The 6,483-nt window shown below is 40.6% G+C and carries 6 protein-coding genes; 4 read left to right on the top strand and 2 right to left on the bottom strand.

The features are described 5' to 3' along the window. The first annotated feature begins 166 nt into the window (after nucleotides 1-166). A complete protein-coding gene (locus HT671_RS11605) occupies nucleotides 167-313 on the top strand; it encodes a hypothetical protein (RefSeq protein ID WP_023941215.1) in 147 nt (48 codons plus the stop codon). 60 nt (nucleotides 314-373) lie between these two features. On the opposite strand, the gene ptsP is transcribed toward HT671_RS11605, so the two are convergent. Both ptsP and HT671_RS05285 read right to left on the bottom strand, forming a co-directional pair. Continuing rightward, the gene (ptsP, locus tag HT671_RS05290; RefSeq protein WP_000138148.1) at nucleotides 374-2,107 is read right to left on the bottom strand and encodes a phosphoenolpyruvate--protein phosphotransferase; all 1,734 of its coding nucleotides are present in this window, start codon (nucleotides 2,105-2,107) and stop codon (nucleotides 374-376) included. 5 nt (nucleotides 2,108-2,112) lie between these two features. Next, on the bottom strand, nucleotides 2,113-2,376 hold the full coding sequence (locus HT671_RS05285; protein WP_000146947.1) for a phosphocarrier protein HPr: 264 nt from the start codon (nucleotides 2,374-2,376) through the stop codon (nucleotides 2,113-2,115). A gap of 349 nt (nucleotides 2,377-2,725) precedes the next feature. Between HT671_RS05285 and nrdH the strand changes: the two genes are divergently transcribed. The 3 genes from nrdH to nrdF all read left to right on the top strand — a co-directional run bounded on the left by nrdH (nucleotide 2,726) and on the right by nrdF (nucleotide 6,333). Next, nucleotides 2,726-2,944 (top strand): glutaredoxin-like protein NrdH, encoded by a 219-nt coding sequence (nrdH, locus tag HT671_RS05280; RefSeq protein WP_000259249.1) that lies wholly within the window; start codon nucleotides 2,726-2,728, stop codon nucleotides 2,942-2,944. Between the two features lie 80 nt (nucleotides 2,945-3,024). Next, on the top strand, nucleotides 3,025-5,184 hold the full coding sequence (nrdE, locus tag HT671_RS05275) for a class 1b ribonucleoside-diphosphate reductase subunit alpha (protein WP_138703467.1): 2,160 nt from the start codon (nucleotides 3,025-3,027) through the stop codon (nucleotides 5,182-5,184). Between the two features lie 186 nt (nucleotides 5,185-5,370). Then, entirely contained in the window at nucleotides 5,371-6,333 is a 963-nt protein-coding gene (nrdF, locus tag HT671_RS05270; RefSeq protein ID WP_138703466.1) for a class 1b ribonucleoside-diphosphate reductase subunit beta, read from the top strand. Nucleotides 6,334-6,483 lie beyond the last annotated feature (150 nt).

The following is a 6,483-nucleotide window of genomic DNA, read 5'->3' as shown; positions in this document are numbered from 1 at the left end:
TTCACCCACGTAACCGCTATGTTTCAAAAAATGAATTGACACAAGCTGAAGTAATCGAGCGCCTAGCCGCTATCGGTGAAAGCTTGGATCAAGCAGCTACAGTATAAGATTAAACAGTCCTTAGGGGCTGTTTTTCTATGCTTTTTACTCAAAAATCTTATACTCAATGAAAATCAAGGAGCAAACTAGGAAACTAGCCGCAGGTTGCTCAAAACACAGTTTTGAGGTTGTAGATAAGACTGACGAAGTCAGTGAGCATATCTACGTTAAGGCGACGCTGACGTGGTTTGAAGAGATTTTGAAAGAGTATTAGACCATACTTTTCCAAAATGCGCCCAAAAAACCTTGCAACTAGGTTACAAGGTTAATCACATTAATCAAAATTAACGTATTCTTTTTGAAGTTCAAGAACTTCTTCCATTGTTGAGCATTCTGTAAGGGCACGGTTTGCGTACTCTTCCATCTTAGCTGTGTCGAGTTTCTTCATCAAGCTGCGTGTACGAAGTACAGATGTTGCTGACATAGAGAACTCATCCAAGCCCATTCCGACAAGCAGTGGAACAGCTGTCTGGTCACCAGCCATCTCACCACACATACCAGCCCATTTACCTTCAGCGTGAGCTGCCTTGATAACGTTGTTGATCAAGCGAAGGATTGATGGGTTATATGGTTGGTAAAGGTATGAAACTTGTTCGTTCATACGGTCTGCCGCCATTGTGTATTGGATCAAGTCATTTGTACCAATTGAGAAGAAGTCAACTTCTTTTGCAAATTGGTCTGCAAGCATAGCTGCTGCAGGAATTTCAATCATGATACCAACTTGGATGTCATCCGCAACTGCAACTCCTTCAGCAAGAAGATTTGTTTTTTCTTCTTCATAAACTGCTTTAGCTGCACGGAATTCTTTCAAGAGGGCAACCATTGGGAACATGATACGCAATTGACCATGAACAGAAGCACGAAGAAGGGCACGGATTTGTGTACGGAACATTGCATCTCCAGTTTCAGAAATAGAGATACGAAGGGCACGGAATCCAAGGAATGGGTTCATTTCGTGTGGCATATCGAAGTAAGGAAGTTCCTTATCTCCACCAATATCCATTGTACGAACAACCACTGGTTTACCATTCATTCCCTCAAGAACAGCCTTATACGCTTCATACTGCTCATCTTCTGTTGGGAAGTCTTGAGAATCCATGTACAAGAACTCTGTACGGTAAAGTCCAACAGCTTCTGCACCGTTGTTGTTAACACCTTCAACGTCTTTTGGAGTACCGATGTTAGCTGCCAACTCGAAGTGTTTACCGTCAGCAGTCACTGTTTGAGCATCTTTCAAAAGTGCCCATTCAGCTTTTTGTTTAGCATAAGCTTCACCAGCTGCTTTAAATTCTGCCGCTTGTTCATCTGTTGGGTTGATAATCACTTCACCAGTAATTCCGTTAACGGCAAGGATATCACCGTCTTTGACGATTTCAGTGATGTTATTTGTTCCCAATACAGCTGCAATTTCAAGTGTACGTGCCATGATAGCTGAGTGGCTTGTACGTCCACCGATGTTTGTTACAAAAGCTTTTACAAAGTTTTTGTCCAATTGAGCTGTATCAGATGGTGTTAAGTCATGTGCAATCACGATTACTTCTTCATTGATAGAAGCTGGGTTTGGCAATTTCTTACCAAGAAGGTTTGCCAATACACGTTTTGTCACGTCGCGGATATCCGCTGCACGTTCTTGCATGTATGGGTTGTCTTCCATGCCTTCAAAGATAGTGATGAACATATCAGTCACTTCTTTAAGACCTGCTTCTGCATTGACTTTCTTAGCACGAATTGTTTCTTTAATCTGACCAATCAATTCTGGGTCAGAAAGAACCATCAAATGAGCGTCAAAAACTTGAGCCGCTTCTTCACCAAGCGTACCTACAGCTTTCTCGCGGATAAGAGAAAGCTCGTTTTGAGAAGCTTCAAGAGCAACATCCAAACGAGCCTCTTCTGCGTTTGTATCTTCGACTGAAACAGTCTCGAATGACAAATCCGGTTGAACGAGTAGATATGCTTTTGCAACTGCAACACCGTCAGATGCTGCGATTCCTTTAAGCATTTCTGTCATTTCCCTTATGCCAATCCTTCTTTTTCCATTGTTTCTGAGATTGCAGCGATGGCGTCATCTGCATCTGCACCTTCAGCTGAGATAGTTACGTCAGCACCTTGGCCAACACCAAGACTCATAACACCCATAATTGATTTAAGGTTAACTGATTTACCTTTGTATTCAAGAGTGATATCTGAAGCAAATTTGCTAGCAGTTTGCACCAACAATGTTGCTGGACGTGCGTGAATACCTGTTTCTGCCACTACGTGGAAATCTTTAGAAGCCATAGTTTGACTCTCCTTTTGTTCTTTCTTTTTTGAGTTATATGTGATAACCCTTACAGTTTGGTATTATACCATCTTCTAGGATTTTTTTCAAGCATTTTCTGGATTTTCCTTCAATTTCCTTTCAGATAACTTGCTGAAAATCTTCTATCCTAGATAACAAAACACAGGATATAGTTTCTTCAAAAACAATTTATAGGATAATTATTGCTGTTTTATAAAACAAACACTACATATTGTGTTTTGTGAGCTTTACTAGAAAAACAGACCACTATATTTAGTTCAAATCATTGACAAAATTTTATTTTCTGATATACTAGGATAGTATTAAATTTTGAAGAGGAGTTACACAATGGTAACCGTTTATTCTAAAAACAACTGTGTCCAATGTAAGATGACCAAACGTTTCTTGGACAGTAATAATGTCTCTTATCGTGAAATCAATCTTGATGAGCAACCTGAGTACGTCGATCAAGTTAAAGAGCTCGGTTTTAGCGCAGCTCCTGTTATCCAAACACCAACTGAAGTCTTTTCAGGTTTCCAACCAGGAAAACTGAAACAATTAGCATAATCTTAGTACATCATCCAGAAGAAACTGCTTTTAGGGCTAACTTAGAAGCCTTTCTTTTGTAATTAGATAAGGGAAATTTTATGGGATTAAAACATCTTGAAGACGTGACTTACTTCCGTCTTAATAACGAAATTAACCGTCCTGTTAATGGACAAATCATGCTTCATAAAGATAAGGAAGCCTTGGATGCTTTCTTTAAAGAAAATGTAGTTCCAAACACTATGGTTTTTGATTCAATCAAAGACAAAATCAATTACCTCATTAAACACAACTACATCGAAACAGCCTTTATCAAGAAATACCGTCCAGAGTTCTTGGAAGAATTGGCTCAATTTATCAAAGACCAAAACTTCCAATTCAAGTCATTCATGGCAGCTTATAAATTTTACAATCAATATGCCTTAAAGACTAATGACGGTGAATACTATCTTGAAAATATGGAAGACCGTGTCTTCTTCAACGCCCTTTATTTCGCTGATGGGAATGAAGCTGTTGCAATCGATATTGCCAATGAAATCATCCACCAACGCTACCAACCTGCTACTCCTTCCTTCTTGAATGCTGGACGTGCTCGCCGTGGGGAGTTAGTATCTTGTTTCCTAATCCAAGTGACGGATGATATGAACTCTATCGGACGTTCTATCAACTCAGCTCTTCAACTTTCACGTATTGGTGGTGGTGTGGGAATTACCCTCAGCAACCTTCGTGAAGCTGGTGCACCTATCAAGGGTTATGAAGGAGCAGCCTCTGGGGTTGTGCCAGTTATGAAACTCTTCGAAGACAGCTTCTCTTACTCCAACCAATTGGGGCAACGTCAAGGTGCCGGTGTTGTCTACCTCAACGTCTTTCACCCAGACATCATCGCCTTCCTTTCAACTAAGAAAGAAAACGCCGATGAAAAAGTTCGTGTCAAAACCCTATCACTTGGTGTTGTAGTACCTGATAAATTCTACGAATTGGCTCGTAAAAATGAAGAAATGTACCTCTTCAGTCCTTACTCTGTAGAAAAAGAATACGGTGTGCCATTCAACTACATCGACATTACTGAAAAATACGATGAATTGGTCGCAAATCCAAACATCCGCAAGACAAAAATCAAGGCGCGTGATTTGGAAACTGAAATCTCTAAATTGCAACAAGAGTCTGGCTACCCTTATGTAGTCAACATTGATACGGCTAACCGTGCAAATCCTGTTGATGGTAAGATTATCATGAGTAACTTGTGTTCTGAGATTCTTCAAGTCCAAGAACCAAGCTTGATCAACGATGCTCAAGAATTCCTTCAAATGGGAACAGATGTTTCATGTAACCTTGGTTCAACCAACGTGGTTAACATGATGACTTCACCTGATTTTGGTCGTTCTATCCGTGCTATGGTTCGTGCCCTTACTTTCGTTACAGATAGTTCACACATCGTAGCTGTTCCTACCATCGACCATGGAAATAGCCAAGCTCACACCTTTGGACTTGGTGCCATGGGACTGCACAGCTACCTTGCCCAACAATTGATTGAATATGGATCACCTGAGTCTGTTGAATTTACAAGCATCTACTTTATGCTTATGAACTACTGGACCTTGGTTGAGTCAAACAATATCGCGCGTGAACGTGGTATTACCTTCCACAACTTTGAAAAATCAGACTATGCTAACGGAAGCTACTTCGACAAGTATGTGACTGGCGAGTTTGTTCCAAAATCAGACCGTGTTAAAGAACTCTTCAAAGATGTCTTTATCCCTGGTGCTGCTGATTGGGCTGAACTTCGCGACAAGGTTCAAGCAGATGGTCTTTACCACCAAAATCGCCTTGCTGTAGCGCCAAATGGTTCTATCAGCTATATCAACGACGTTTCTGCTTCTATCCACCCGATTACGCAACGTATCGAAGAACGCCAAGAGAAGAAAATTGGTAAAATCTACTACCCTGCTGCTGGCTTGTCTACAGAAACCATTCCTTACTACACTTCTGCCTACGATATGGATATGCGTAAAGTCATCGATGTTTACGCTGCTGCGACTGAACACGTGGATCAAGGACTTTCACTCACCCTCTTCATGCGCAGTGACATTCCAAAAGGCCTTTACGAATGGAAGAGGGAAAATAAACAAACGACACGTGACTTGTCCATCCTTCGTAACTATGCCTTTAACAAGGGAATCAAGTCTATCTACTACGTCCGCACCTTTACAGATGACGGTGGAGAAGTCGGTGCCAACCAATGTGAAAGCTGTGTGATTTAGTTTCTAGCATAGAAACACTATTTTTCCCTAAGCAGCACTGATAAAATCAAATCTACTATGTCATAACATAATTTATGTAACATTTTAAAAGTCGGGATTCCGACTTTTTGTGCGATACTCCTATAGAATTATGGTAAAATAGAATAATTGTGAGTTCGCAATACTAAACACAGAAAGAGATTTCAAATGGAAACTTACTATAAAGCCATTAACTGGAATGCCATCGAAGATGTCATCGACAAATCAACTTGGGAAAAGCTGACAGAGCAATTCTGGCTCGATACACGTATTCCCTTGTCAAATGACTTGGATGACTGGAGAAAGCTATCTAACAAAGAGAAAGACTTGGTCGGAAAAGTTTTTGGTGGTTTAACCCTTCTCGACACTATGCAATCTGAAACTGGGGTTCAATCCCTTCGCGCAGATATCCGTACACCACATGAGGAAGCTGTTTTCAATAACATCCAATTTATGGAATCTGTTCACGCTAAATCTTACTCATCAATCTTCTCTACCTTGAATACTAAGGCTGAGATTGAAGAAATTTTCGAATGGACCAATACCAATCCTTACCTACAAAAGAAGGCTGAGATTGTCAACGAAATCTACCTAAACGGTAGCCCACTTGAAAAGAAAGTTGCTAGCGTTTTCCTCGAAACCTTCCTCTTCTATTCAGGTTTCTTCACTCCCCTCTACTATCTTGGTAACAACAAACTTGCCAACGTTGCGGAAATCATCAAATTGATTATTCGTGATGAATCTGTTCACGGAACCTACATTGGTTACAAATTCCAACTTGGTTTCAATGAATTACCTGAAGAAGAGCAAGAAAAGCTAAAAGAATGGATGTACGACCTGCTCTATACTCTTTATGAAAATGAAGAAGGCTACACAGAGAGTCTTTATGACGGTGTTGGTTGGACTGAAGAGGTTAAAACCTTCCTTCGCTACAATGCCAATAAAGCTCTCATGAACATGGGACAAGATCCACTTTTCCCAGATTCAGCTGAAGATGTCAACCCAATCGTTATGAACGGTATTTCAACAGGAACTTCCAACCATGACTTCTTCTCTCAAGTCGGAAATGGTTACCTTCTTGGCGAAGTTGAAGCCATGCAAGATGATGACTACAACTACGGTTTGGACTAATACTCTTCGAAAATCTCTTCAAACCACGTCAGCTTCGCCTTGCCGTAGATATGCTCACTGACTTCGTCAGTCTTATCTACAACCTCAAAACTGTGTTTTGAGCAACCTACGGCTAGCTTCCTAGTTTGCTCTTTGATTTTCATTGAGTAT

This window comes from Streptococcus sp. 2741, assembly GCF_013276315.1.
Taxonomy (GTDB): domain Bacteria; phylum Bacillota; class Bacilli; order Lactobacillales; family Streptococcaceae; genus Streptococcus; species Streptococcus pseudopneumoniae.
Note: the sequence above shows the minus strand (reverse complement) of the source record. Positions and strands in the feature narration are given on the sequence as shown.

Coding starts and splice junctions, on each gene's coding strand:
- HT671_RS11605 (WP_023941215.1), top strand. CDS start 167: ATGAAAATCAAGGAGCAAACTAGGAAACTAGCCGCAGGTTGCTCAAAA.
- ptsP (WP_000138148.1), bottom strand. CDS start 2,107: ATGACAGAAATGCTTAAAGGAATCGCAGCATCTGACGGTGTTGCAGTT.
- HT671_RS05285 (WP_000146947.1), bottom strand. CDS start 2,376: ATGGCTTCTAAAGATTTCCACGTAGTGGCAGAAACAGGTATTCACGCA.
- nrdH (WP_000259249.1), top strand. CDS start 2,726: ATGGTAACCGTTTATTCTAAAAACAACTGTGTCCAATGTAAGATGACC.
- nrdE (WP_138703467.1), top strand. CDS start 3,025: ATGGGATTAAAACATCTTGAAGACGTGACTTACTTCCGTCTTAATAAC.
- nrdF (WP_138703466.1), top strand. CDS start 5,371: ATGGAAACTTACTATAAAGCCATTAACTGGAATGCCATCGAAGATGTC.